We start from the raw sequence: 23,990 nt of genomic DNA, 5'->3' as shown, positions 1-23,990 counted from the left end.
TTTTCGGGGGATCGAGGAATCATGTCGTATGTAGAGGTGCCGGGGGCGAACGTTCCGATCCGGATGTGGACGGACCCGTCGACGGTCGAGGACGTCGCGATGCAGCAGCTGCGGAACGTGGCGACGCTGCCGTGGATCAAGGGCCTGGCCGTGATGCCGGACGTGCATTTCGGCAAGGGCGCGACGGTCGGCTCGGTCATCGCGATGCAGGGCGCGGTCTGCCCGGCCGCGGTGGGTGTGGACATCGGCTGCGGTATGTCGGCGGTGAAGACCTCGCTCACCGCGAACGACCTGCCGGGGGACCTGTCGCGGCTGCGCTCGAGGATCGAGCAGGCCATTCCGGTGGGCCGGGGCATGCACGACGAGGCGGTCGACCCCGGGCGGCTCCACGGGTTCCCGACGGCGGGCTGGGACGACTTCTGGTCCCGGTTCGACGGGGTGGCGGACGCGGTCAAGTTCCGTCAGGAGCGGGCCGTGAAGCAGATGGGAACCCTCGGGAGCGGTAACCACTTCGTGGAGTTCTGCCTCGACGAGTCGGGAACGGTGTGGCTGATGCTCCACTCCGGCTCCCGGAACATCGGCAAGGAACTCGCCGAACACCACATCGGCCAGGCGCAGAAGCTGCCGCACAACCAGGGGCTCGTCGACCGCGACCTCGCCGTCTTCATCGCGGACACCCCGCAGATGGCGGCGTACCGCAACGACCTCTTCTGGGCGCAGGAGTACGCGAAGTACAACCGCGCGATCATGATGGAGCTCTTCAAGGACGTCGTCCGCAAGGAGTTCAAGAAGGCCAGGCCCACCTTCGACCCGGTCATCTCCTGCCACCACAACTACGTGGCGGAGGAGCGGTACGACGGGATGGACCTGCTGGTCACGCGGAAGGGCGCGATCCGGGCGGGTTCGGGCGACTACGGGATCATCCCCGGTTCCATGGGCACCGGCTCGTACATCGTCAAGGGCCTCGGGAACGCGGCCTCCTTCAACTCGGCCTCGCACGGCGCCGGTCGCAGGATGAGCCGGAACGCCGCGAAGAAGCGCTTCTCGACGCGGGACCTGGAGGAACAGACGCGGGGGGTGGAGTGCCGCAAGGACTCGGGTGTCGTGGACGAGATCCCGGGCGCGTACAAGCCGATCGAGAAGGTCATCGACCAGCAGCGGGACCTGGTCGACGTCGTGGCGAAGCTCAAGCAGGTGGTGTGCGTGAAGGGCTGAGCCCCGCGGCTCGGCGCACCACGCGCGTACGGACGGTCAGGGCCCCGGCGGGTTGGCGCCGGGGTCCTGTCGCGTCCGCCGGCCCGCCCTGGCCCTTTTTCCGCCCGCACCTGGGCCGCTTGGGCTGCCTGGGCCGGTGGGCGGGTGGGGCTGCCTGAGTTGCCTGGGCGGGTGGGGCTGCCTGAGTTGCCTGGGCCGGTGGGGCCGCTCGGTCTGCCAGGGCCGGCGGGGCGGTGCGTGCCGTCCGGTCTACGACTCGCGGTGGACCTTCGTGTTGGAGGCCTGGGCGCGGGGCCGGACCACCAGGAGGTCGATGTTGACGTGGGCGGGGCGGGTGACCGCCCAGGTGATGGTGTCGGCGACGTCGTCCGCGGAGAGCGGGTCGGGGACGCCCGCGTAGACCTTGGCCGCCTTCTCGGTGTCGCCGCGGAAGCGCGTCGTGGCGAACTCGTCGGTCTTCACCATGCCGGGGGCCACCTCGATCACCCGGACAGGAGTGCCGACGATTTCGAGGCGGAGGGTCTCGGTGAGGACGCGGGCGCCGTTCTTGGCGGCGACGTAGCCCGCCCCGCCCTCGTAGGTGGCGTGGCCGGCGGTGGAGGTGACCACGACCACCGTGCCGGCGCCGCTCGCCGTGAGGGCGGGGAGCAGGGCCTGGGTCATGTTGAGGGTGCCGATGACGTTGACCTCGTACATCTCGCGCCAGTCGGCCGGGTCACCGGTGGCGACGGGGTCGGCGCCGAGCGCACCGCCCGCGTTGTTGACGAGGACGTTCACGGAGGGGAAGCGGTCGAGCGTCCGCGCGAAGGCGTCGACGGCCGCGCGGTCGGTGACGTCGAGGGCGTACGCCGTGGCCTGCCGGCCCGCGGCGTTGAGCTCGGCGGCGAGGGCCTCGATGCGGTCCTTGCGGCGGGCGGTGAGCACCACGTGGTGGCCTGCCGCGGCGAGCTGCCGCGCCGTGGCGGCACCGATACCGCTGCTCGCTCCGGTGACGACGGCGACGGGTGGGGCGGCGGGATCGGCGGCGGTCATGGGGGCTCCTCGCACGGGTGATCGAAGGGACGGTCGATACGCCGCCAGGATAGGCGCGGGTCCCGCCCGGTCAGCGGCCGCGTGGGGCGTACATGATCACGGCCATGCCGGCGAGGCAGATCAGGGCGCCGATCACGTCCCAGCGGTCCGGGCGGTAGCCGTCGGCGACCATGCCCCAGGCCAGCGAGCCGGCCACGAAGACCCCGCCGTACGCGGCGAGGATGCGGCCGAAGTCGCCCTGCGGCTGGAGGGTGGCCACGAAGCCGTACACGCCCAGGGCGAGCACGCCGGTGCCGATCCAGATCCAGCCCCGGTGCTCCCGGACGCCTTGCCAGACGAGCCAGGCGCCGCCGATCTCGCACAGGGCGGCCAGGACGAAAAGGGCGGCGGAGCGGGCGATGAGCATGGCGTCAGCGTAAGGGGGCGCCGAAATCAGTACCTTCTGGGCATGGTTGCGATGCGCAGGGCTGTGCTGGTGGTGTCCGTGGTGTCCGCCGCGGTGGCCCTGACGGTGGTGAACGCAGGCGCGGGTGCGGGTGCGGGGGTGGGTGTGGGTGACCGGGTGCCGGTCACCGGCACGGGCGGTCCCGCAGTGCGCGGTTCCGCAGTGCAGGGTGGCGAGGTGCGCGGTGGCGAGGCGCCGGAGGCCGGAGGCGTCGCTCCCGAGGCGGATGTCGCGCACCACGGCCACGCCTCCCTCGACGGCGACCGGCTGGACCTGTTGCTGGCGAGCCGGAACCACGGTCCGTCGAGTCTCGGCACCGCGACCGTGCGGCTGTCCTTCTCGGTTCCTGTGGCGGGCGGACCGCCCCTGCCTGCCCACTGCCTGTGGGACAGCGACCGGGAGGTGCTGTGCTCGACGGGATCGCTGCGGGCGGACGGCCCGGCCCGCGAGACCGTGTTCGGCCTGCGTACGACCGGCGTGCCGCACGAGGTGACGATCCGGGTGGCGACCGAGTGGAACGGCGGCGCGAGCGACCGGAACCCGGAGAACAACCAGCACCACGTGCTGGTCCCCGCGACCGGGGACCCGTACGTCTTCTGACGTCATGTCTGCCGGTGCTGTGCCCGGCCGCTCAGTCCCGGGCCCAGGCGATGTATCCGTCGGGGCGCACCAGGAGGGTGCCGCGGCGGGCCGGGTCGGCCCAGGTCGCCCGTATGACCGTGCCGGGCGTGGCGGGGGTGTCCGCAGCGGCGCCGGACCGGGGACCGACGAGTACGAAGGCCTGCCGGCGCAGCAGTTCGTACAGCCGGCCCTCGGACAGTGCCAGATCGGGTGCGCGCCGGCCGGTGAGGCGGTGGGAGCCGCGCCCGGCGCCGTAGGAGATGCCGATGCCGCTGATCAGGCCCACCGCCCTGGTGGTCGCCGGGGGTGTCGCGTCGAAAATCGCGGCCCCCAGGGCGCGGGCGGCCCGCAGGAGCGGGTGGTGCGCCATGGCGATGCGGATGATCGCGCCGCTGCTGCGCAGCACCATCGCGCCGACGGGGTGGCGCTCGGAGTGGTAGCTGTCGAGCAGCGCCTCCGGGTCGGAGGCCCGGCCGCGCAGGACGGCGGCGAGCTTCCAGGAGAGGTTGGCGGCGTCCTGCAGACCGGTGTTCATGCCCTGGCCGCCCGCGGGCGAGTGGACGTGCGCGGCGTCCCCGGCGAGGAAGACGCGGCCCGTGCGGTAGGCGGGGACCTGGCGCTCGTCGCTGTGGAACCGGGAGATCCAGCGGGCGTCGTGCATGCCGTAGTCGGAGCCGAGGGCGCGGCGGGCGATGCCGCGGATCTCGTCGAGGCCGACGGGTTCGCTGTCGGCGGCCTGGCGGTCGCGGTCCCAGCCCATGACGCGGAACCAGCCGTCGCCGAAGGGGGCGATGAAGGAGAAGGCGCCGCCCCGGCCGTCCACCGTGAGCAGGTTCTCCGGTTCCTCCGCGAGACGGACGTCGGCGAGGACGATGGAACGGATGACCGCCCGACCGGGAAAGGGCAGACCCAGGCTGCGGCGGACGGTGCTCCGTACGCCGTCCGCCCCCACGAGGTAGCGGGCGCGGAGCTCGGCGGGGGCGCCGTCCGGGCCGGTGACCTCGGCGGTGACCGTCGCGGCGTCCTGGTGGAGGCCGCGCACTTCCGTGCCGTACCGGAAGGTCACGCCGGCCTCGGCGGCGCGGCGCTCCAGCAGCCGCTCCACTTCGTACTGCGGGGTGATCAGCAGGAACGGGAAGCGGGAGCGGAGCCGTGACAGGTCGAGCGACAGCCGGGCGAACAGGCGCAGCCGGGTGACGGGCGTGCCCCTCCCCACCAGCTCGTCCGCGAGGCCGCGGGCGTCGAGCAGTTCCAGGGTGCGGGCGTGCACGGCGAAGGCGCGCGTCAGGTTGCTCGTCTCCCGCGGACGGCGCTCCACGACCGTGACGTTCAGGCCCGCGGCGGCGAGGTCGCCGGCGAGCAGCATTCCCGTGGGGCCCGCGCCCACGACGACGACATCGAACTCCGTACCCGGCTTGCCATTCATGGCTGCTCCTGTGGTGTTCGTGCAGGTGGACAGCGGTGGGACGACCGGCGGTGGACGCCGACGGCCGGGTGCCGGCCGTCGGTCGTCGTCCGCCGGTCGTCCTCCGCCGGCGTCAACAGCCGTTGGTCAACGCTTGTTGGCCAACGCTTGTTGGTAAAGGTAGACCCGGCGCCGCTGGCCTGTCAACGCTTGTTGGCCTACAGTTGTTGGCATGATGTCGGAAGCCGCCGCAGACGCCCCGAGTGCCCCGCGCCGCTCGGACACCACCCGCGCCGCGATCCTCGAGGCCGCCCGCGAGCGGTTCGCCGCGGACGGATACGAGCGGGCCACGATCCGGGCCATCGCCCGCGACGCCGGCATCGACCCGTCGATGGTGATGCGCTACTACGGCAACAAGGAGGGCCTCTTCGCCGCCGCCTCCGACATCGACCTGCGCCTCCCCGAGGTCGGCGCGCTGCCCGCCCGGCACATCGGCGCCGTCCTCGTCTCGCACTTCCTCGACCGCTGGGAGCAGGACGACGTCCTGACGGCCGTGCTGCGGGTCGGCGTGACCAACAGCGCGGGGGCCGAGCGGATGCGCGGGGTGTTCAGGGCGCAGCTCGGGCCCATCGCGGCCGGTGTCTGCCCCGATCCGGCCGACGCGCCCCGCCGCGCCGCCCTGGTCGCCTCGCAGATACTCGGCATGGCGCTGGCCCGCTATGTGCTGAGGCTCCCGCCCGCGGTGGAGATGTCCCGTGAGGAGGTCGTCGCCTGGCTGGCGCCGACCGTGCAGCGCTACCTCACGGCGGAGCGGCCTTGAGCGCCGGCGGAGGCCCCGACGGGAGCGTCAGGCACTCGGCCCGCGCCGGCCGGGGGTTCGCCCGCGCCGCCCGAAGTGCCGGCCGGGGGTTCGCCCGCGCCGCCCGGAGTGCCGGCCGGCCGCGCCTCGGCGCTGCGTAGACTCCCTGCATGCCGCAGGAGAACCGGGGGCGACGTCCGGGGCTGATGGCCGACCTGTTCGGCGCGTCCCGCCGCTACATGGCCTCGTACGCCCTCTTCAACCAGGCCCTCGCCGACCGGCTGCGGCTGCACCCCACCGACGTGCAGTGCCTGAACCTGCTCGACCTGGAGCAGGGGCCCGTCACCACCGGGCGCATCGCCGAACTGACCGGGCTCACCACGGGCTCCGCCACCCGACTCGTCGACCGGCTGGAGCGGGCCGGGTACGTCACCCGCGAGCGCGACGTCCACGACCGGCGGCGGGTGCTGGTGAGCACCGTGCCCGAGCGGATGGCCGAGTTCGCCGCGGTCTGGGAGCGGGTGGGCGGCCCCTGGGCCGAGATGTTCGACGCGTACACCGATGAGGAGGTGGCGTTTCTCACCGCTCACATGCGGCGCACCGTCGACGTCAGCGCCGCCCAGGTCGAGCGCCTCCGCACGCACGCCCCGGACTGACCCCCTCCGAGCCCGGCCCTTCCCGGGTCACCCCTCAGACCGCGGCGTCGCCGAACTCCCGCAGCGCGTCCTCGACGATCGCCTCCAGGCGGGCGTGGTGTGCGCCGCGCCAGTACACCCGGCGGCAGGCCGTGCACTGGGCGAACACGTCGTAGGTGCGCTGCGTGCCCTGCTCCAGGTGCTCGCGCACCTCGTCCTTGTCGGTGTCGGTCAGCGTTCCGTTGCAGGCCGTGCAGCGCGTCCAGGGCGCGAGGGCCGGGGCGAACCGCTCCAGGACGTCACGCAGTTGGTCGTCCGGCCGGTCGCTGTACACGTACGCCCCGGCCCACAGCTCCCGGCGGCGCAGCAGCCCGCGGTCGCGCGAGAGCATCACGCGCCGCTCCTTCGCCGACCACGCGGCCAGTGCCGGGTCGCCGATGTCCTCGCTCTCGTACGCCGCGTCGACACCGAGCAGCCGCAACCGGCGTGCCAGCGTGCCGAGATGGACGTCGAGCAGGAACCGGAGCGGGGCGCCCGGCACCGGCTGCGGACGCTCGTGGCCCAGTACCTCGACGTGCTCGCCGTGCGCCGGGATGTGGGACGTGCCGACCGCCCGGCCGTCCACCACCAGCGTGCCCGCCTCGGTCAGCGGGACCCCGAGCGACTCGACGACGTGCCCGAGTGTCGAGGCGCCGTCCGTGATCACGGCCGTACGGCCCGTGCGGCGGGGCGCCGCGACGAAGAGGCCGAGCTCGGGGGCGAAACTGATGTGGATCTCCGGTCGGTTCACGTCGCCAGCATGCCACCGGGGCTCCGGGCCCGGCCAGGTCATTTCCCCGGCCGCCCGCACCTGCTGGGACGGCTCCCGTCCCCCGGCGGCGGCCGCGCGGGGGGCGCCGATTCCCGGCCCCCCACCTGCTGGGGCCGGCCGCTGCCTCCGGAGGTCCCTGCCCCCGGAGGCTCCTGATCCCGGAGGTCCCTGCCCCCGGAAGCCCCCCCGGCGACCGCTGCCCGTCCGGTGCCTTCCGACAGGCGCCTCCTGTCCGGTGCCTCCTGTCCGGTGCCTCCCGGAGGGTGCTCGCCACCGGCGTCACCGCCGCGTGGCCGCCGCCTCCTGCGCGACCGCCTGCCCGGCGCCACCGAACGCCGCCGCGTGGTCGGCCGCCCACTGCGCGAAGGTCCGGGCCGGGCGGCCGGTCAGCTCCTCGACGGTACGGGTTTGCGGCAGGGACTCCGGCGCGCCGGCCCGCCAGTGGTCGAGCAGTGCGTCCGCGAACTCCGCCGGTATGTACGGCTCGACCGACGCCTTCCACGCCTCGGGTGTCACGGTGCCCACCCGGATCTCGCGCCCGGTGACGCGCGCGATCGTCGCGAGCTGCTCGGCGAAGGTCAGCACCTCCGGTCCGGACAGCGCGTACGACGCGCCCCGCAGCCGCTCGTCGGTGAGGACGGCGTACGCCGCGTCGGCGAGGTCCTCCTCGTGGAGTGGGTCGCCGACCGCCTCCGGGTACGGAAGGTCCACGGCGCCGGCCGCCCGCACCGCGGGCGCCCACTGCAAGGCGTTGGTCGCGAAGGCACCGGGCTGGAGGTACGTCACGTCGAACGCGCCCTCCGCCGCTGCGGCCGCCAGCGCGCGCTCGACCGCGAGGTGGTGCGCCGCGATCGGATTCGCCCCGGCGTCGGGGAACAGGACGGCGCTGGACGAGAGCAGCACGATGTGCCGGACGCCCGCCGCACGGGCCCGCGCGATGAACGCGTCGATGTGCGTGGGGTCGGCGTACAGGAAGACGTCACCGACGCCGTCGAGGGCCGCGGGGAAGGTGGCCGGATCGCGGAGGTCGCAGCGGACGACCTCCACCCCGGCGGGCGGGGTGAGGTCCGCCGGGCTCGCCGAGGCGGCCCGCACGGGGATGTTCCGGCGGTGGAGCCGGTCGACGAGTGCGGAGCCGACGCGGCCGCGGCTTCCGGTGACGAGGACCGTGCTGGTCATGGCGGCGCTGGTCATGGCGATGCCTTTCGTGTGCGTTCCCCGGGGCGGCACGGCGCGGACGTGAGACGTCCGCACGTGAGCCCGGGGGCTGGGTATCGGCGTCACGCAATATCTGCGTGACGCAGATAAATGTCCAGGAGTGAGGGTCGTCCGTCAACCGCTTTACCGCCCCGACGTCAGCCGCTCCCGGACGTCAGCAGCCTCGCCCCTCAGGAGGCCGGCCGCGTGAGGTCGAGCCGCCAGTCGTTGCTCCGCATCAGCCGCCCCGGCGGGTACTCGACCTCGCACGCACCGCGCAGCGCGAACCCCGCCTTCCGGCACACCGCGTTCGAGGCGGCGTTGTCCACGGACGGGAAGGCGTGCAGGTGGCGGTGCTTGCGTGCGGCCCGCGCCTCCCGGACGACCGCGGCGGTCGCGGACGTGGCGATGCCGCGCCCCTGGAAACCGGCCAGCACCACCCACCCCGTCTCGTACACCCGCGCCCCGTTCCACGTCTGCTCCCAGAAGCCGATCGTCCCCACGGGCACCTCCTCCGGCAGCAGCACGATCCGGAACATCCGCCCCGCGTCCGTGCGGTCCGCGCTGAGGTCGACGTACCGCTGATGCCGCTTGACCAGCTGTTCCTCCGTCTCGGGCCCGCCGAGGTGGACCATCAGCTCCGGTGCGTTCGCCGCCAGGAGCAGGTCGAAGTCCCGCTCGGACCAGGCCTCGATGCGTACGGTCATGTGCGTCACCTTAGGACGGGTGACCGACAGCGGCCCGCCCACCGGCCGCGCCCCGGCTCCGCCCGCCTCCGCCGCCCCGCACGGCCCCGCAGCCGCGCCCACGCGAGCCGTCCCCACACCGTGACCGGGGCGGTCACCGTGCCCTGGAACCCCGAGGCCCACCGAGCCCGGCCGCCTACGCGCGCTTCTTCACCGCGGTCGCCGAGGGCATCGCCGCGCGACCGGCCTGACGCCGGCGTCCCGCGGCCGCCCCGCCGCCGGTTTCCGGCAGGCAGGGGCCACCCCTGCTCAGGGCCACACCAGGCAGTACGGCTGGTGGCCCGCCTCGTGCAGCCGTACCGAGAAGTCCTGCCACTCGTGCAGGAGCTGGTACACGTCGAACGCGTCCCGCGGCCCTCCGCGGTCCGGGACCGTCGACCATATGAAGGCGGCCGCGCCCACCGACTCCTCGCCGACGCCGCGCAGCGGGTCGACGACCGTCATCGGGAGCTTCACCACGGCGTAGTCCGGGTGGAGGACCACCAGCTCCAGGGGCGGGACCTTGTGCAGGGGCATGCCCTGGATGCCGGTGAGCACCATCGCGGCTATCGTCTCGGGCTTGATCTTGGTGAACATGCCGCCCATGCCGAGCTCGTCGCCGCCGAGCTCCTCCGGGCGCATCGAGATCGGGACGCGCGCGGCCGTGGCGCCGTTGGGCGCGCCGAAGTACTTGTAGGTCACCCCCATGCCCCGGCCACCCCCGCTCCCGAGGGCGCCGCTTCCCAAGGGGGCGCTCCCCATGTGCTCGTCGCCCAGGGACCTGTTCCCCGAGGGCGTGTTCCGGGGGGACTTGTCCCCCGAGGGATCGTCCCGCTCTCGCCGGTGCTTCCCCCGCCGGGCGGGCTCAGGGCCCAGATCGCCGGTCCCTTCACCCAGTCCGCCACCGCGATGCATATCTCCACCCGACTGCTTTTTAGGCAACGCGGCCCCCGCCGCGCAACCCGATCATCGTGACAGTGACCTCCCCCACGCGCGTGCGGTGAAACACCTGTCCGCAAGAACGTCCGGGCCTCTGACACCATGGTTTCCGTGAGCTTTCCCAATGACGTCCCAGTTTCGCAGACGCGGAGGGCTGGCGCCCCGTCGTAAAACAAGGTCGTCAGCAAGATCGTCGCCGTCCGCCGGCCGTGCTCGTGCATTGCCGCCCGTCCACTCGTTCTCGCAGGTCAGGACCAAAGTGCCGTATTCATACGAAGCCCCAGTCTCACAGACGCTTTTCGACCGCGCGTCCCTCGTGACGCCCGGCGGCGTGAACTCTCCCGTGCGCGCCTTCCGAGCGGTGGGCGGAACGCCCCGGTTCATGGTGTCCGGTACGGGCCCGTACCTCACGGACGCGGACGGCCGTGAGTACGTCGACCTCGTCTGCTCGTGGGGGCCGATGATCCTGGGGCACGCCCACCCCGAGGTGATCGCTGCCGTGCAGGAGGCGGTGGCGCGCGGCACGTCCTTCGGTACGCCCGGTGAGGGCGAGGTCGCGCTCGCCGAGGAGATCGTGGCCCGCGTCGCGCCGGTGGAGCAGGTGCGTCTGGTGTCGTCCGGCACCGAGGCGACGATGTCGGCGATCCGGCTGGCCCGCGGCTTCACGGGCCGCGCCAAGGTGGTCAAGTTCGCCGGCTGCTACCACGGGCACGTGGACGCGCTGCTGGCCGCGGCCGGCTCCGGTGTCGCGACCTTCGGGCTGCCCGACACACCGGGCGTGACCGGGGCGCAGGCGGGCGACACCATCGTCCTGCCGTACAACGACCTCGAGGCGGTGCGCGAGGCGTTCGCCGCGCACCCGGGGGAGATCGCCTGTGTGATCACGGAGGCGTCGCCGGGCAACATGGGCGTGGTCCCGCCCCGTGACGGGTTCAACGCCGGGCTGAAGGAGCTGTGCGCCGCCCACGGCGCGCTGTACATCTCCGACGAGGTCATGACCGGCTTCCGCACGTCGAAGGCCGGCTGGTACGGGGTCGACGGCGTGGTGCCCGACCTCATGACGTTCGGCAAGGTCATGGGCGGTGGCTTCCCGGCCGCCGCGTTCGGCGGGCGTGCCGACGTCATGGCGCACCTGGCGCCGGCCGGGCCCGTCTACCAGGCGGGAACCCTCTCCGGGAACCCGATCGCCACCGCCGCCGGGCTCGCGCAGCTGCGGCTGCTCGACGACGCGGCGTACGCGAAGGTCGACGCCGTCTCGCGGGAGATCCAGGGCCTGGTGACCGGGGCGCTGGCCAAGGAGGGCGTGGCGCACCGGCTGCAGACGGCGAGCAACATGTTCTCCGTCTTCTTCACCGACGCCGAGGTCGTGAACTACGACGACGCCAAGAAGCAGGAGGCGTTCCGCTTCACCGCCTTCTTCCACGCGATGCTGGCGGAGGGCGTGTACCTGCCGCCCTCGGCCTTCGAGTCGTGGTTCGTGTCGACGGCGCACGACGAGCGCGCGGTCGAGCGGATCGCCGCCGCGCTGCCGGCCGCCGCCCGCGCCGCCGCGGAGGCGACGGCATGACCGCGGGGCAGGGGCAGGGGCAGGGCGGCGACGAGATCACCGTCGTCCACCTGGTGCGGCACGGCGAGGTGCACAACCCGGACGGGGTGCTGTACGGGCGCCGCGCCGGCTACCACCTCTCCGAGCTGGGCCGGCAGATGGCCGACCGGGTGGCCGAGCATCTGGCGGGGCGCGACATCACCCACGTCGTGGCCTCGCCGCTGGAGCGCGCCCAGGAGACCGCCCAGCCGATCGCCACGTCGCACAGCCTGGAGCTGGCCACCGACGAGCGGCTGATCGAGGCGGGGAACGTCTTCGAGGGCAAGACCTTCGGGGTGGGCGACGGCGCGCTGCGCAGGCCCTCCAACTGGAAGCACCTGACGAACCCGTTCCGGCCCTCGTGGGGCGAGCCCTACATCGACCAGGTCGTACGGATGATGGGCGCGCTGAACGCGGCGCGGGACGCGGCTCGTGGCCACGAGGCCGTGTGCGTCAGCCACCAGCTGCCGATCTGGATCGTGCGCAGCTTCGTCGAGCGCCGCCGGCTGTGGCACGACCCGCGGCGCCGGCAGTGCACGCTCGCGTCGCTGACGACGTTCACGTACCGCGGCGACAAGATCGTTTCGGTGGGGTACAGCGAGCCGGCCCGCGACCTCGTGCCGGCGCATCTGCTGGCCGGGGCCAAGCCGGTGAAGGGTGCCGACTCGTCGAAGGCCTTCGGCGCGTAACCGTCATGTCACAGAGCAGATAATCGCATTAATCCTGGAACCCGTGTGTTCCCGTCCGCATCTCTCCCACTGCCGGTCCGGATGACTTTTCCGGCAAAAAGCGAGCGCGGATGGGGACGATATGCGCGGGATCAGCCGAAGGGGATTGCTGGGAGCCGGAGTCGGGGCCGCAGCCGCGATCGGAATCGCCGGTTGCGGTCCTGAGGGCGGCAAGGGTGACGGGGGCAAGGGCGGTGCCCGGCAGCCCGGCAAGGACGGGCAGGGAAACCCCGCGCCCGGCACGCCGCAGGGCCGCCCGATAGGTGACGGCTCCACCTCCGACACGGGAAAGCAGCCCCACCAGCCCGACAAGCCCGTCCCCCTGGAGCCCGGCCAGACCCCGCCCCAGTTCGTGATCTTCTCCTGGGACGGCGCGGGGGAGGTCGGCAACGGTCTTTTCCCCCGCTTCCTGGAGCTGGCCAAGGACCACGGCGCGGCCATGACCTTCTTCCTCTCCGGGATCTACCTGCTGCCCGAATCGAAGAAGACCCTCTACCGCCCGCCGAACAACCGCATCGGTGCCTCCGACATCGGATACCTCACCGACGAGCACATCAAGGACACGCTGAAGTACGTGCGTCAGGCGTGGCTCGACGGACACGAGATAGGCACCCACTTCAACGGGCATTTCTGCGCCGGCTCCGGCTCGGTCGGGAATTGGACCTCCGCGCAGTGGCAAAGCGAGATCGACCAGGCCGTGAAGTTCGTCACCGAATGGAAGACGAACAGCGGCTGGACCGACCTGGACCCGCTGCCCTTCGACTACCGCAAGGAACTCGTCGGCGGCCGCACGCCCTGCCTCCTCGGCCAGGACAACCTGCTGCCGACCGCCAGGAAGCTCGGCTGGCGCTACGACGCCAGCTCGCCCGGCGGCCGCCAGCGGTGGCCAGACAAGCGCCAGGGGATCTGGGACCTGCCGCTGCAGGCCATGCCGTTCCCGGGCCACTCCTTCGAGGTCCTCTCCATGGACTACAACATCCTCGCGAACCAGTCGCAGAACACGACCAAGGGCATGCCGTCGCGTTATCCCGGCTGGAAGAAGCAGGCCACCGAGGCGTATCTCGCCGGATTCAAGCGCGCCTACGAGACGAATCGCGCGCCCTTCTTCATCGGCAACCACTTCGAGCAGTGGAACGGCGGAATCTACATGGACGCCGTCGAGGACGCGCTCAAGGGCATGGCCGGGAAGAAGGACGTGCGCCTGGTCTCCTTCAAGCAGTTCACCGACTGGCTCGACGTCCAGGATCCGAAGATCCTCGACAAGCTCCGCACCCTGGAGGTCGGGCAATCGCCCGCGGGCGGCTGGAACACCTTCCTCAAGACCGCCTGACACCGGGCTTCACGGTCACCGAGGGGGGTGCGGAAGATCCCCGAAAACGCCCATGCGAAACTTTTCACATGAGCCTCAGCCGCGCCCCCCGAGGGATCCTGCTCGCCACCGGTGCCCTGGCGGCCGCGCTCGCGCTGACCGCGTGCAGCGGCGACAACGGAAAGTCCGGCGGTGGCGGCAACACCAACTTCGTCGCCGGCGACGGCGGCATCGCCACCGTCGCCAAGGGCGAGCGCACCGCCCCCCACACCCTGGCGGGCGAGACCCTCGACGGCGAGCAGCTCGACGTCGCCGACCTCAAGGGCAAGGTCGTCGTCCTGAACGTCTGGGGCTCGTGGTGCCCGCCCTGCCGCGCCGAGGCCAAGCACTTCGCCAAGGTCGCCCGGGACCTGGAACCGAAGGGCGTGGCGTTCGTCGGCATCAACACCCGCGACGTCAGCAAGCAGCCCGCGCTCGCCTTCGAGAAGGACTACGGGATCGGCTACCCGAGCCTCTATGACCCGGCCGGCAAGCTCATCCTCAACGGCTTCCCCAAGGGCACGCTCAACCCGCAGGCCATCCCCACCACCATCGTGCTCGACCGCGACGGCAAGATCGCCGTGCGTGCGCTCGCCCCACTGGGCGAGGAGCAGCTGCGCGAGCTGATCGACCCGCTGGTCGCGGAGAAGACCACCGGCAAGGCGGCCGGAGCACCCGCGCAGGGCTCCGGGTCGTCCGCGCGTTCCGGGCCGCCCGCGCAGGGCTCCGGGTCGTCCGCGCGTTCCGGGCCGCCCGCGCAGGGCTCCGGGTCGTCCGCGCGTTCCGGGCCGCCCGCGCAGGGCTCCGGGTCGTCCGCGCGTTCCGGGCCGCCCGCGCAGGGCTCCGGGAAGAGCACGGGCGCGTAGATGAACGAGACGGTACTCAGCGGGGCCCTCCTGCTGGCCCTCCCCATCGCCGTGCTCGGCGGGCTGGTCTCCTTCTTCTCGCCCTGCGTGCTGCCGCTCGTGCCCGGCTACCTCTCGTACGTGACCGGCGTCACCGGCACCGACCTCGCCGAGGCGCGGCGCGGCCGGATGACCGCGGGCGCCGTCCTCTTCGTCGTCGGCTTCTCCGCCGTCTTCGTCTCCGGCGGCGCGCTCTTCGGCTACTTCGGCTGGACCCTCCAGCAGCACCGCGAGACGCTCACCACCGTCCTCGGCGTGCTGATGATCCTGATGGGGATCTTCTTCATGGGGCTCATGCCGTGGTTCACGCAGCGCGAGTTCCGCTTCCACAAGCGCCCGGTGGCGGGCCTGGCCGGCGCGCCCCTGCTGGGCGCGCTGTTCGGCATCGGCTGGACGCCGTGCATCGGCCCGACGCTCGCGTCCGTCAACGCGCTGGCCGCCAACGAGGCCAGCGCCGGCCGCGGGGCACTGCTGACGGTGGCGTACTGCCTCGGCCTCGGGCTGCCGTTCGTCCTCGCCGCGATCGCCTTCCGCAAGGCGCTGGGCGCCTTCGCGTGGGTGAAGCGGCACTATGCGTGGGTGATGCGGATCGGCGGCGGCATGATGATCGTGACCGGGCTGCTGCTGCTCACCGGTGCGTGGGACTTCCTCGTGCAGCAGATGCAGGTCTGGTCGAACGGTTTCCAGGTGGGGATCTGAGTTCCATGAGCAAGACAGAGACGTCCGGGCGGGACACCGAGCGGGACGTGACGGAAGCCGGGTCGCAGCTGTCGACCGCTCCCACGGAAGAGCTCAGCGGCCCCGGCGGTCCGGCGCTCGGCGCCCTCGGGTGGATCCGCTGGTTCTGGCGCCAGCTGACCTCCATGCGGGTGGCGCTGATCCTGCTCTTCCTGCTCTCCCTCGGCGCCATCCCCGGCTCGCTGATCCCGCAGAACAGCGCCGACGAGCTGAAGGTGCGCACCTTCAAGGAGGAGCACGAGGTCCTCGCGCCGGTCTACGACAAGCTGCAGCTCTTCGACGTCTACAGCTCGGTGTGGTTCTCGGCGATCTACATCCTCCTGTTCGTCTCGCTCATCGGCTGCATCGTGCCCCGCACCTGGCAGTTCGCCGGCCAGCTCCGCAGCCGCCCGCCGGCCGCGCCGAAGCGCCTGACCCGCATGCCGGTGTACGCCACCTGGCGCACGGACGCCGCGCCCGAGGAGGTGCGGGAGGCGGCGCTGGCGCTGCTGAAGAAGCGGCGGTTCCGCGCCCACGCGACCGGTGACGCCGTCGCCGCCGAGAAGGGTTACCTGCGCGAGGTCGGCAACCTGCTGTTCCACGTCGCGCTCATCGTCATGCTGGTGGCCTTCGCCACCGGCCAGCTGTTCAAGACCGAGGGCGGCAAGCTGATCGTCGAGGGCGACGGCTTCTCCAACACCCTCACCCAGTACGACGACATCAAGTTCGGCTCCCTGGCCGGTGCGGACGACCTCGCGCCGTTCCACTTCAGCCTGGACCGGTTCACCGGTACGTACGAGACCAGCGGCCCGCAGCGCGGCACCCCCCGCACCTTCGAGGCGGACGTGACGTACTCCCGGGCGGGCGGCCCCGAGAAGAAGAGCGTCATCCGGGTCAACGAGCCGCTGGAGATCGACGGCTCGAAGGTCTACCTGATCTCGCACGGGTACGCGCCGGTCGTCACCGTCCGGGACCGCAAGGGCGAGATCGTCTACCAGGCCGCCGTCCCGCTCCTGCCGATCGACAACAACATCACCTCCACCGGCGTCATCAAGGTGATGGACGGCTACCGGGACGAGACCGGCAAGAAGGTGCAGCTCGGCTTCCCCGCCTTCTTCGTCCCGACGTACGCGGGCAAGGGCCACGGCCAGATGTTCAGTCAGTTCCCGGGCCTGGGCTTCCCCGCGCTGAACCTCAGCGCGTACCACGGCGACCTGCGCGTCGACGCCGGCATGCCGCAGAACGTGTACCAGCTGAACACCAGCAAGATGAAGCCGTTCAAGGACGCCAAGGGCGACATCTTCAAGCAGACGCTGCTGCCCGGCGACAGCATGACGCTGCCGGACGGGGCGGGCTCGATCACCTTCGAGAAGGAGATCAAGGAGTGGGCCAGCTTCCAGGTCTCGCAGCAGCCCGGCAACGGTCTCGCCCTCGCGGGTGCGATCGCCGCGATCGCCGGGCTGGTCGGCTCGCTGTTCATCCAGCGCCGCCGCGTGTGGGTCCGGGCCGTACGGGGTGACGACGGCGTGACCGTCGTCGAGATGGCGGGGCTGGGGAGGAGCGAGTCCGCGAGGCTCCCCGAGGAACTGGCCGGTCTCGCGGCCACGCTCAGCGCCGCGGCGCCGACCGCGCCCGGCGCGGCGGAGGACGCCGCCGGAGACGCCGGCCGACCGGATGGAACCGGCGAGGCCGATGGAACCGGCGAGGCCGGTCGATCCGAAGAATCCGAAAAGGCCGAAGAAGCCGAAGAAGCCGAAGAGGCACCTGCCGAAGGGGCTGGGAAGTGAATCTCGCCGCCGCGACCAACGAGAGCCTGGCGGAGATGAGCAACGTGCTCATCTACTCGTCCATGGCCGTCTACACGCTGGCCTTCCTCGCCCACATCGCCGAGTGGGTCTTCGGCAGCCGCAGCAAGGTCGGCCGCACGGCGGCGGCCCTGACCGCCCGCCCCGCGGCCGCCGCGCCGGCGGTGCAGGTCCAGGTGCGGCAGCGGGGCGGGGCCACCGCGGTCCTGGACAAGCCGCAGGTCGTCACCCGTGCCTCCGCGGGCGCCCGTGACGTACCGGACGGGCCCGGCGCGGCCGGCGGGGACGAGAAGGGTGACTTGTACGGGCGGATCGCCGTCTCCCTGACCACCCTCGCCTTCCTCGTCGAGGCCGCCGGGGTCGTCACCCGCGCCCTGTCGGTGCAGCGGGCCCCCTGGGGCAACATGTACGAGTTCTCCACCACCTTCTCCACGGTGGCGGTCGGCGCGTACCTCGGCTTCCTCGTCGCGCGGAAGAACGTCCGCTGGATGGGCCTGCCGCTGGTCACCACGGTCCTCCTCGACCTCGGCATCGCCACCACCTGGCTCTACACCGAGAGCGACCAGCTCGTCCCGGCCCTGCACTCGTACTGGCTGTGGATCCACGTCTCGACCGCGATCTTCTGCGGGGCGGTCTTCTACCTGGGTGCCGTCGCCACGCTCCTCTACCTCTTCCGCGACTCCTACGAGGGCAAGCTGGCGGACGGCGGCACGCCGAGCGCCTTCGCCCGCTCCGTGCTGGAGCGGCTGCCGGCCGCCGCGAGCCTGGACAAGTTCGCGTACCGCGTGAACGCGGCGATCTTCCCGCTGTGGACCTTCACGATCATCGCGGGCGCGATCTGGGCCGGCGACGCATGGGGCCGCTACTGGGGATGGGACGCCAAGGAGGTGTGGTCGTTCATCACCTGGGTCGGGTACGCCGCGTACCTGCACGCCCGCGCCACGGCCGGCTGGAAGGGCCGCAAGGCCGCGTACATCGCGCTGATCGCCTTCGCCTGCTTCCTCTTCAACTACTACGGCGTCAACATCTTCGTCAGCAGCAAGCACTCCTACGCGGGCGTCTGACCGGCGCCGCGGAGGAGTCCCTGCGGTAGCGCGGGCCGGGAGGCCGGGCCAGGCTGGAGGTATGGCCGATCCGATCCCTCCCGGTACGACCGAGACCCGCGGCGACACCCACATCCTGCGGTTCGATGTGCCCCTGGCGCATCCCGTGGAGCGCGTCTGGCTCGCCCTGTCGACCCCCGGCGGCCTGCGCGGCTGGCTGGCCGAGGCCGAGATGCTGGAACCGCACCTCGGCGGCCCGGTGACCCTGCGCTGGCTCAACAGCGGCACCGTGGCGTCCGGCACGGTCACCGCCTGGGACGTCGAGCGCATCGCCGAGTACACCGTCGAGGTGCACGGCCGCATCCGGATGCACCTGGAGCCCGGCGGCGGCCGGGACGGCACGGTGCTGCGGTTCCTCAACGAGTTCCGGGGCACCGACGACCGGCGGCTGGACAGCCTGGCCGGGTGGCACGACCACTTCACGTACCTCGTCGACGCGCTGGCCGGCAAGCCGGCCGACTGGTCGTCCTGGTCCAGGGAGCGCTGGCAGGAGCTGCGCGACAAGTACGAGGCCCGCGACTTCGACGCGAGCTGACCCGCTGCGAGCCGACCCGCGGGACCCCCGCTGTCCGGGTCTCCCCGGGTCAGCGTTCCGTGGCGCGCGGCGCCGAGGCGTCGGCGAGGCCGCCCGCTCCCAGGAGGCCCGTGGGCTCGAACGGGTGAACGGCGGCAAGCCGGGGCAGCTCCCGGCGGGAGAGCAGCGTGACCACGGGCGGCATGGCCGCCCGGACGAGCTGCGTCGCCCGCAGCCAGGACGGCACGTACACCGCGGGACGCCGCCGCTCGACCGCACGGACCAGCCGCTCCGCCACGTACGGCGCCGGATACACCCTGCGGGCGGGCGGGGGCATGTGGCCGCGCAGCTCCCGCAGCACCGCGTGGGCGTCGACGTCCCGGATCATGTCCGTGTCGGTCCAGTTGATGTACGCGATGCCCACCCCGACCCGCCGGTGGGCGACCTCCGCGCGCAGGGAGTGGGCGAACGACTCGACCCCGGCCTTGGAGGCGCAGTACGCGCTCATCATCGGCGCGGCACCGATGGAGGCGAGGGAGGCGACCTGGAGGAAGTATCCGCACGTCTCGAAGAGCGCCGGAAGGTGGGCGCGGGCGGTGGCGGCGCTGCCCACCAGATTGACCTCGACCACCCGGCGCCAGACGGCCGGGTCCGACTCCGCGAAGGGCCCGCCCTCGGCCAGGCCGGCGTTCGCCACGACCACGGACGGGGGGCCCAGCCGTTCCCGGACCTCGGCGGCGACCCGCGCCATGCCCGCATCGTCGGTGACGTCGACCTCCCAGCACGACGACTCGGTCGGCAGCCGTTCCCCGACCCGGGCGAGGGACTCCTCCTCGCGCCCGAGCAGCGCCACCTTGGCGCCGCGGTCGGCCAGGCACACGGCGATGGCTTCCCCCAGGCCCCGGGCCGCTCCCGTCACGACCGCCGTGCGGCCGCGGAGCGGGTTCGCTTGCGCTGTCATGCGGCGACTCCCTCAGCCGTGGGGATACGAAGGCGCCCTCCCACGCTACGGGCAGCCGGGGCGGGCGGCCCGTCGGCGACGGCGGGCGCGGACGCCCCGGCGCGAGGACCGCGACCCCCGGTGGCCGACCTAGGGCCGGCGGGGCGGCAGGCAGTCGGCCGGCGGCGGTTTCTCCTCCGGCCAGGCGATCTGGACGAAGCGCGGCGTGCCGTCCCGGGCCAGCTGCACCACCGGTACGGCCTTGTTGTACGGGTTGCCTGCGTTGTCCAGGCAGATCCAGCCGCTCGCCCCGGACACCCGCAGCGACCCCTTCACCTGCGGCCACTGCCGCCCCACGTCCCCCAGCAGCGGCAGCTTCGCGCCCTCCGGCGTCGCCTCCCGGATCGCGAGCACGGCCGCGGCCATCGCGTCGTACGCGATGATCGACTGCCCGTCCGCGAGCTCCACCGGGCCCACCGGTCCGTACGTCGTGCCGCTCACGGCCCGCATCATCCGCTCGAACTCCGCGTACGCGCCGGGCGAGCCGCCCGTCGACGGCAGCGGGCGGCCCGCGACCGCCCGCCAGGCGTCGGGGTGCGCGAGGGCGGCGTAGCGGACGGTCACCCCGTTGTCGAGCGCGGTCGGGTCGAGCCGCCGGTCGGCGCCGAGGTACGAGCCCTCGTCACCGGTCAGCAACGTGAACTTCCGGTGCGTGCAGCCGCGCCCGCCGAGCGCGTTGATGAACTGCCGCAGCTGGGTGTGGCGTCCGGCGAAGAACAGCGTCTCCGCCCGGGTGTCGCACACGAGGTCGGTGATCCGGCGGAAGGTGTTGGCCGTGGTGCCGTCGTCGGTCTGGTTCTCCGGCGAGGTGAACAGCTGCGGCTCGTACGGGGCGTCCTTCAGCAGGGCGGTGAAGGCCCGCTTGAGCGTGTCCGTGTAGTGGTCGCCGGTGCGCGTGTCGTGGACCAGGAGCGCCTTCCCCGCGTCCACCTTCCCGAAGTTGGCGAGGGCGCGGGCCTCGTCGGTGTTGGTGGGGGAGACCCGGGCCAGGCCGGGGAAGGGGGTGGCGCTGGAGCTGTTGGCGAGGTCGTCGGCGGTGATGGTGGTGCCGACGACGGCGATACGGGCTCCGGTCAGCTCGGTCACGGCATCCCGGACCGGGGCGCTGCTGGTGGCTATGCCGGAGACCGCGCGCAGCTGGTGCGGGGCACCGGTCATGCCCTTGAGCTGCGCCACCGTGGTACGCCAGTGGGCGTTGCCGTTGCCGGTGTTGGCGAGGACCAGCCGGATCCGCGGGACCTGGCCGTTCGACGCGTGGTTGGCGCGGTACTGCTGGGCGTAGGCGCCCTGCACCTCGTGCAGCACCTTGATCCGCATGCCGGCGCTGGTGGACGTCAGCGGCAGCATCAGCGCCACCGTGGCGTACTCGCCCGCCTTCAGCCGGCCGTTCTCGCGGGCGATCGCCTTCGCGACGGCGGTGAGGCCGGGGACCCGGAAGTCGTGGCCGTCCCCGGAGACGCCGACGCACTCCTCGCTGCCCTGCGGGCGGGCGACCCCCGGGGCGCAGGAGCGGTCCTCCGGAGTCGTCGCCCGGTCGATCACGGTGAAGGCGCCCCAGGCGAGGAGGGCCAGCACCACGACACTGGTGACGATCTTCTGGCGGGTGGTGTAGAAGACGCGGTAGCGCAGCGGGTTCGCCATGGCGGTCAGGCTCCGTCCCCCGGGCCGGGGGGCACCGACAGCGCCCGCCAGGCACGGATGTCCCTCGGCCAGCGGGTGGCCGCGTCCCAGAGTGCGCTGTGGCCGGTCAGGTGCCGGCCCGAGAGCTGCCGCAGCTCGTGCGCCAGCTTGTCGACGACCCCGTCGTCGGGCAGGGCCAGCGGATCGGTCAGCAGCCACACGGCGTGCAGCAGCCGCCGGACGCACAGGTGCAGCGCCACCCCGTCCGCGTCGAGCCCGTCCGGCGGCGGCCCGCCCGGGTCCTCGCCCAGCGCCAGGGCGCGGCGCGGGTCGGGGCCGGAGCGGTGCTGCTCGCGCGGGTACGGCGCCGCGGTGATGAAGCGCAGCCGGTCCAGCCAGCCCCGCACGTCCGGTTCCGGGAACCGGGCCGCCAGCCGGGTCACCGCCTCCTCGGTCCGGCCGAGCGCCAGCTCCTGCTGGAGGCGGTGCGGGGTCGGGTCCGGCCCGTAGTGCCGGTGCAGCGTCTCGTACACGGCGCGCCAGGCGGCGTACGCGGGGCGGTCGCCGTCGTGGAACCGCAGCCGGTGCAGCAGCAGGGCCCGCAGCAGCGGGTCGGCGACGAAGCGCTCGGGCCCGGTGGACCAGCCGTCCGCCCGCAGCGCGTCGCGGACCAGCAGGGCGGGGTCCCCGTCCACGGACTGGGCGCGCAGCCGGGTGCGGGCCAGCAGCCGTGCGGACTCCTCGTCGTGGGCGGCGGCGAGCACCGCGGGCGCGTCGGGGCGCAGTTCCGGCATGAGCGCGGCCAGGAGAGTGTCGGCGACGGGTGCGGCGGGGGCGTCCTCGCGGAGCTCGACGGTCAGGTCCAGCAGCGCCGCCGGGGTGAGCCGGCCGCGCTCGCGGGCGGGCGCCTCACCGGCCGCCCGGCCCAGCAGGACGACACCGAGCGGCCGTCCGCCCGTCAGCCGGTGCACCGCGCCGGGCAGTTCGGCGGGGGTGCGGCCGGCCGGGTCGTACCGGTCGAAGGCGTCCCGGGTGTGGGCGGCGCTCAGCGGGGTGAGCTTCACGGCGAGGATTCCCGAGGTGATGTCGGTGCCGCGCGGGCAGGGCGCCCGGTGCGCGACCTCCGGCAGTCTGAGGCGGGTGGCGCGGCGCAGCCCCTCGTGGTCGCGGTCGCGGGAGGCGGCGACGACCACGAGCTGGTCGCGCCGGCCGTCGTTGCGGTCCCGCAGGACCGGCTCGATGAGCCGGCGGCCGAGCGGCACGTGCGCGTTGTCGAGGAGCAGGAGCGGGCGGCCGCGCCGGGTGCCGCGGTGGGCCAGGCCCGTGTACGCGCGCCGGAGGTCCTCGACGAGCGCGCCGACCAGGAAGCCCTCGGCCTCGGCGCGGCGGCGCCCGCCCTGCTCGAAGTCGACGGCGAGCTGGTGGAGCCCTATCTTGCCGTTGCCGCCCGCGTTTCGGTACGTGCCGTACCAGGTCTCGGACTTGCGCTGGTAGCGGCCGAAGACCTCCTCCAGGACGGTCTCCACCGTCGCCTCCGCGAGGAGTCCGGCGAGCGGCGCGGTGGTCCCGGCTGCGGTCGCGGCGAGCTTGGCCAGCACCTTGGACACCCAGGTGGTGGCCGCGCCCTTCGCCTCGTCGACGGTCGCCAGGACGGGGCCGAGGCGCTGCAGGTCGCGCCGGGCCCGCTCGTCGTCCTCCTGCGACCAGCTGATGGCCGCCACGGCCGCCAGCCCCAGCGACAACCGCGGGAACTGCACCGCCTTCGCCGCGTGCACCTTCGGCGACAGCTGTACGGCGAGCTCGGCGAGCGCGCCGGTGAGCGGTGTCCAGCCGGGGCCGTGGTCCAGGGGCGGCTCGATGTGCGCGCAGTCGAGCAGGGCGAGCGGGGTGCCGCCGCGGTAGGCGTTGCGGAGCTGCTTGAGCAGCGCGGTCTTGCCCATGCCGCGGCCGCCGGTGAACACGGTGACCGGTGGGTCGTCGCCGTGCTCGTACTCGGTCCTGGCGAAGCTGTACGGGGTGAGCCCGGTCAGGCGTGCGGCGAGACCGTGCGCTTCGAGAACCGCCTCGCGGCCGTACAGCTGTCTGTCCACCGCCACCCCCCGTGACTCAGTGTCAGACCAAGGTTACTTTCGAACCGCTGGGCGCGAGAAGCATCACGGGAATCCGATCGCACCGATCCGTTCGCGCCGATCCCTCCGATGCGTTCGCATCGAGCCGTTCGCACCGGGCCGCTACCGGGGGCCGAGCGGACCGGGGTGCTGCCGCACGCCTCCGGACCCGGTGCCCCGGGGCTCCACAGGCCAGGGGGCGCCCCCTCCCGCGGGGCGATCGGTTCCGGTACGGCAACCGGTACGGGCGACGGTCCGGCCCACGGCCCCGCCCGCCCGGGCCGGGGCGTGCTCCGGCGGGGTGCGGCTCAGGACTTCTTCGGGTCGTCGTCGCCGTCCTGCTCGCGCTTCTTCAGCTCCTCCTCGCGGCGGCGCAGGTCGGCCTCCCAGTCCTTCAGGAGCGCCTCGTCCTTCTCGTTCTCCGCGCGCAGCGACTTCAGGAACTCGGGGTTGTCGTCCGGGGCGACCCACTCCATGCGGTGGTTGCGATGCCATTCGGAGGGGGTGCGGCCGCCGGCCGGGGCGTGGCGCATCTTGCCGGCGGCGAACCAGACGATCGGGCCGACCACCCAGAAGAGCAGGATGATGAAGATCCACGCCACTTTCGGCAGGTGCTTGGCCTCGTCCTCGGGCGTGTTCAGGCAGTCGATGAACGCGTAGATCGTCAGCGCCAGCGGCAGGATGTACATCAGTGCCCTGAGCATGTGGGACAGCCCCCTGGAAGCTTCGGCGG

The 23,990-nt window shown here is 72.8% G+C and carries 22 protein-coding genes and 1 pseudogene; 12 read left to right on the top strand and 11 right to left on the bottom strand.

What is annotated here, in order from left to right; all coding sequences use genetic code 11:
• The first annotated feature begins 21 nt into the window (after positions 1 to 21).
• Complete coding sequence (locus IH00_RS0124825) at positions 22 to 1,215, top strand: RtcB family protein (RefSeq protein WP_031077226.1); 1,194 nt, start codon at positions 22 to 24, stop codon at positions 1,213 to 1,215.
• A 249-nt stretch (positions 1,216 to 1,464) separates the two neighbouring features.
• Here IH00_RS0124825 and IH00_RS0124820 read toward each other — a convergent pair whose 3' ends face one another.
• Together IH00_RS0124820 and IH00_RS0124815 are read right to left on the bottom strand one after the other, a co-directional pair.
• Complete coding sequence (locus IH00_RS0124820; RefSeq protein ID WP_031077224.1) at positions 1,465 to 2,247, bottom strand: SDR family NAD(P)-dependent oxidoreductase; 783 nt, start codon at positions 2,245 to 2,247, stop codon at positions 1,465 to 1,467.
• 70 nt (positions 2,248 to 2,317) lie between these two features.
• Positions 2,318 to 2,653 carry a YnfA family protein gene (locus IH00_RS0124815; RefSeq protein ID WP_031077223.1) on the bottom strand — a complete coding sequence of 112 codons (336 nt, stop codon included), beginning with the start codon at positions 2,651 to 2,653 and terminating at the stop codon, positions 2,318 to 2,320.
• Positions 2,654 to 2,695: 42 nt separating this feature from the next.
• Here IH00_RS0124815 and IH00_RS0124810 point away from each other — a divergent pair, with 42 nt between their 5' ends.
• On the top strand, positions 2,696 to 3,292 hold the full coding sequence (locus IH00_RS0124810; protein WP_158827923.1) for a hypothetical protein: 597 nt from the start codon (positions 2,696 to 2,698) through the stop codon (positions 3,290 to 3,292).
• 31 nt (positions 3,293 to 3,323) lie between these two features.
• On the opposite strand, the gene IH00_RS0124805 is transcribed toward IH00_RS0124810, so the two are convergent.
• Positions 3,324 to 4,772: an FAD-dependent monooxygenase gene (locus IH00_RS0124805; protein ID WP_324615798.1), complete on the bottom strand. Its 1,449-nt coding sequence runs from the start codon at positions 4,770 to 4,772 to the stop codon at positions 3,324 to 3,326.
• Between the two features lie 178 nt (positions 4,773 to 4,950).
• Here IH00_RS0124805 and IH00_RS0124800 point away from each other — a divergent pair, with 178 nt between their 5' ends.
• Positions 4,951 to 5,538 carry a TetR/AcrR family transcriptional regulator gene (locus IH00_RS0124800; RefSeq protein ID WP_234334945.1) on the top strand — a complete coding sequence of 196 codons (588 nt, stop codon included), beginning with the start codon at positions 4,951 to 4,953 and terminating at the stop codon, positions 5,536 to 5,538.
• Between the two features lie 149 nt (positions 5,539 to 5,687).
• Positions 5,688 to 6,173, top strand: a complete 486-nt coding sequence (locus IH00_RS0124795; protein ID WP_031077215.1) for a MarR family winged helix-turn-helix transcriptional regulator — start codon at positions 5,688 to 5,690, stop codon at positions 6,171 to 6,173.
• A 34-nt stretch (positions 6,174 to 6,207) separates the two neighbouring features.
• On the opposite strand, the gene IH00_RS0124790 is transcribed toward IH00_RS0124795, so the two are convergent.
• From IH00_RS0124790 to IH00_RS0124775, 4 genes are all read right to left on the bottom strand, one after another.
• Positions 6,208 to 6,942 (bottom strand): Mut7-C RNAse domain-containing protein, encoded by a 735-nt coding sequence (locus IH00_RS0124790; RefSeq protein WP_031077213.1) that lies wholly within the window; start codon positions 6,940 to 6,942, stop codon positions 6,208 to 6,210.
• Between the two features lie 300 nt (positions 6,943 to 7,242).
• A complete protein-coding gene (locus IH00_RS0124785) occupies positions 7,243 to 8,157 on the bottom strand; it encodes an NmrA family NAD(P)-binding protein (RefSeq protein ID WP_234334944.1) in 915 nt (304 codons plus the stop codon).
• Between the two features lie 194 nt (positions 8,158 to 8,351).
• Positions 8,352 to 8,867: a GNAT family N-acetyltransferase gene (locus tag IH00_RS0124780; protein ID WP_031077210.1), complete on the bottom strand. Its 516-nt coding sequence runs from the start codon at positions 8,865 to 8,867 to the stop codon at positions 8,352 to 8,354.
• A 288-nt stretch (positions 8,868 to 9,155) separates the two neighbouring features.
• Complete coding sequence (locus IH00_RS0124775; RefSeq protein WP_078887935.1) at positions 9,156 to 9,800, bottom strand: hypothetical protein; 645 nt, start codon at positions 9,798 to 9,800, stop codon at positions 9,156 to 9,158.
• A gap of 283 nt (positions 9,801 to 10,083) precedes the next feature.
• Between IH00_RS0124775 and hemL the strand changes: the two genes are divergently transcribed.
• The 8 genes and pseudogenes from hemL (at position 10,084) to IH00_RS0124735 (ending at position 18,550) form a co-directional block, all read left to right on the top strand.
• A complete protein-coding gene (gene hemL / locus IH00_RS0124770) occupies positions 10,084 to 11,391 on the top strand; it encodes a glutamate-1-semialdehyde 2,1-aminomutase (protein WP_078887934.1) in 1,308 nt (435 codons plus the stop codon).
• Positions 11,388 to 12,098, top strand: coding sequence for a histidine phosphatase family protein (locus IH00_RS0124765; protein WP_031077204.1), 711 nt, complete (start codon positions 11,388 to 11,390; stop codon positions 12,096 to 12,098). Before hemL ends, IH00_RS0124765 begins: the two co-directional genes overlap by 4 nt.
• Positions 12,099 to 12,219: 121 nt before the next feature.
• Positions 12,220 to 13,467 carry a polysaccharide deacetylase family protein gene (locus tag IH00_RS0124760; RefSeq protein ID WP_031077202.1) on the top strand — a complete coding sequence of 416 codons (1,248 nt, stop codon included), beginning with the start codon at positions 12,220 to 12,222 and terminating at the stop codon, positions 13,465 to 13,467.
• 68 nt (positions 13,468 to 13,535) lie between these two features.
• Positions 13,536 to 14,135 (top strand): annotated as a pseudogene (locus IH00_RS0124755) (TlpA family protein disulfide reductase); the annotation flags it as partial.
• A 216-nt stretch (positions 14,136 to 14,351) separates the two neighbouring features.
• A complete protein-coding gene (locus IH00_RS0124750; protein WP_031077197.1) occupies positions 14,352 to 15,089 on the top strand; it encodes a cytochrome c biogenesis CcdA family protein in 738 nt (245 codons plus the stop codon).
• Between the two features lie 5 nt (positions 15,090 to 15,094).
• Positions 15,095 to 16,894, top strand: a complete 1,800-nt coding sequence (gene resB, locus IH00_RS0124745) for a cytochrome c biogenesis protein ResB (protein ID WP_031077195.1) — start codon at positions 15,095 to 15,097, stop codon at positions 16,892 to 16,894.
• Positions 16,891 to 17,976 carry a c-type cytochrome biogenesis protein CcsB gene (gene ccsB, locus IH00_RS0124740; RefSeq protein WP_031077193.1) on the top strand — a complete coding sequence of 362 codons (1,086 nt, stop codon included), beginning with the start codon at positions 16,891 to 16,893 and terminating at the stop codon, positions 17,974 to 17,976. The genes resB and ccsB overlap by 4 nt, the downstream gene beginning before the upstream one ends.
• A gap of 61 nt (positions 17,977 to 18,037) precedes the next feature.
• A complete protein-coding gene (locus tag IH00_RS0124735) occupies positions 18,038 to 18,550 on the top strand; it encodes an SRPBCC domain-containing protein (protein ID WP_031077190.1) in 513 nt (170 codons plus the stop codon).
• 49 nt (positions 18,551 to 18,599) lie between these two features.
• On the opposite strand, the gene IH00_RS0124730 is transcribed toward IH00_RS0124735, so the two are convergent.
• The 4 genes from IH00_RS0124730 to IH00_RS0124715 form a co-directional block, all read right to left on the bottom strand.
• A complete protein-coding gene (locus IH00_RS0124730; RefSeq protein WP_031077189.1) occupies positions 18,600 to 19,490 on the bottom strand; it encodes an SDR family oxidoreductase in 891 nt (296 codons plus the stop codon).
• A 129-nt stretch (positions 19,491 to 19,619) separates the two neighbouring features.
• Entirely contained in the window at positions 19,620 to 21,170 is a 1,551-nt protein-coding gene (locus IH00_RS0124725; protein ID WP_031077187.1) for a type 1 periplasmic-binding domain-containing protein, read from the bottom strand.
• A gap of 5 nt (positions 21,171 to 21,175) precedes the next feature.
• Positions 21,176 to 23,239, bottom strand: a complete 2,064-nt coding sequence (locus IH00_RS0124720) for a hypothetical protein (protein WP_039947400.1) — start codon at positions 23,237 to 23,239, stop codon at positions 21,176 to 21,178.
• Positions 23,240 to 23,565: 326 nt separating this feature from the next.
• Positions 23,566 to 23,961, bottom strand: coding sequence for a PLD nuclease N-terminal domain-containing protein (locus IH00_RS0124715; RefSeq protein WP_031077182.1), 396 nt, complete (start codon positions 23,959 to 23,961; stop codon positions 23,566 to 23,568).
• Positions 23,962 to 23,990 lie beyond the last annotated feature (29 nt).

This window comes from Streptomyces sp. NRRL S-118, from assembly GCF_000716335.1.
Classification (GTDB): Bacteria; Actinomycetota; Actinomycetes; order Streptomycetales; family Streptomycetaceae; genus Streptomyces.
This window is presented reverse-complemented; position numbering and strand designations above follow the sequence as displayed.

Excerpts from the sequence above, each read along its gene's own strand:
- IH00_RS0124825 (WP_031077226.1), top strand. The coding sequence starts at position 22 with ATGTCGTATGTAGAGGTGCCGGGGGCGAACGTTCCGATCCGGATGTGG.
- IH00_RS0124820 (WP_031077224.1), bottom strand. The coding sequence starts at position 2,247 with ATGACCGCCGCCGATCCCGCCGCCCCACCCGTCGCCGTCGTCACCGGA.
- IH00_RS0124815 (WP_031077223.1), bottom strand. The coding sequence starts at position 2,653 with ATGCTCATCGCCCGCTCCGCCGCCCTTTTCGTCCTGGCCGCCCTGTGC.
- IH00_RS0124810 (WP_158827923.1), top strand. The coding sequence starts at position 2,696 with ATGGTTGCGATGCGCAGGGCTGTGCTGGTGGTGTCCGTGGTGTCCGCC.
- IH00_RS0124800 (WP_234334945.1), top strand. The coding sequence starts at position 4,951 with ATGATGTCGGAAGCCGCCGCAGACGCCCCGAGTGCCCCGCGCCGCTCG.
- IH00_RS0124795 (WP_031077215.1), top strand. The coding sequence starts at position 5,688 with ATGCCGCAGGAGAACCGGGGGCGACGTCCGGGGCTGATGGCCGACCTG.
- IH00_RS0124785 (WP_234334944.1), bottom strand. The coding sequence starts at position 8,157 with ATGACCAGCGCCGCCATGACCAGCACGGTCCTCGTCACCGGAAGCCGC.
- IH00_RS0124780 (WP_031077210.1), bottom strand. The coding sequence starts at position 8,867 with ATGACCGTACGCATCGAGGCCTGGTCCGAGCGGGACTTCGACCTGCTC.
- IH00_RS0124775 (WP_078887935.1), bottom strand. The coding sequence starts at position 9,800 with ATGCATCGCGGTGGCGGACTGGGTGAAGGGACCGGCGATCTGGGCCCT.
- IH00_RS0124765 (WP_031077204.1), top strand. The coding sequence starts at position 11,388 with ATGACCGCGGGGCAGGGGCAGGGGCAGGGCGGCGACGAGATCACCGTC.
- IH00_RS0124760 (WP_031077202.1), top strand. The coding sequence starts at position 12,220 with ATGCGCGGGATCAGCCGAAGGGGATTGCTGGGAGCCGGAGTCGGGGCC.
- IH00_RS0124750 (WP_031077197.1), top strand. The coding sequence starts at position 14,352 with ATGAACGAGACGGTACTCAGCGGGGCCCTCCTGCTGGCCCTCCCCATC.
- resB (WP_031077195.1), top strand. The coding sequence starts at position 15,095 with ATGAGCAAGACAGAGACGTCCGGGCGGGACACCGAGCGGGACGTGACG.
- IH00_RS0124735 (WP_031077190.1), top strand. The coding sequence starts at position 18,038 with ATGGCCGATCCGATCCCTCCCGGTACGACCGAGACCCGCGGCGACACC.
- IH00_RS0124730 (WP_031077189.1), bottom strand. The coding sequence starts at position 19,490 with ATGACAGCGCAAGCGAACCCGCTCCGCGGCCGCACGGCGGTCGTGACG.
- IH00_RS0124725 (WP_031077187.1), bottom strand. The coding sequence starts at position 21,170 with ATGGCGAACCCGCTGCGCTACCGCGTCTTCTACACCACCCGCCAGAAG.
- IH00_RS0124715 (WP_031077182.1), bottom strand. The coding sequence starts at position 23,961 with ATGCTCAGGGCACTGATGTACATCCTGCCGCTGGCGCTGACGATCTAC.